Source organism: Halorubrum sp. SP9, from assembly GCF_005435015.1.
In the GTDB taxonomy this organism is placed as follows: Archaea; Halobacteriota; Halobacteria; order Halobacteriales; family Haloferacaceae; genus Halorubrum; species Halorubrum sodomense.
This window is the reverse complement of record NZ_SGXU01000551.1, coordinates 1-324: the sequence shown is the minus strand read 5'-3', so window position 1 is coordinate 324 and position 324 is coordinate 1. Positions and strand designations below refer to the sequence as shown.

The 324-nt window shown below is 61.7% G+C and carries 1 protein-coding gene; it reads right to left on the bottom strand.

Annotated features, from left to right (window positions below):
* Nucleotides 1-324, bottom strand: a 324-nt coding sequence (locus tag EXE45_RS20140; RefSeq protein ID WP_158294352.1) for a hypothetical protein, incomplete at both ends; no start/stop codon positions are given.

Here is a 324-nt window from a genome sequence, read left to right as displayed (position 1 = left end):
GCCGTCACTCATGTATGTCTGAAGTGGGTTTGAAATCGAATCGGTGCTATCAGTCGCGATGACGTGGTCAGCAGCCGTCTGTCCGTCCGCCATCGCTTCCTCAAGCGACTCCGCATCTATCGGGGCCGAATATCCGTCGGCGTTCGCGAAGCGTTCGTTGGCCTGTGCGAGAACCGAGAGCAACAGCGCCTCGTCAGAAGCGTGGCAGTACACCTCCCACGCCGCGGCGACGTTGCCACGACGCAGATCCCCGTCGGCGTCAACCAGCGGGTACGACGAGTCGCTCTTGGTGTCCGCGGCGAAGACGTAGTGGTCTTCGTACCC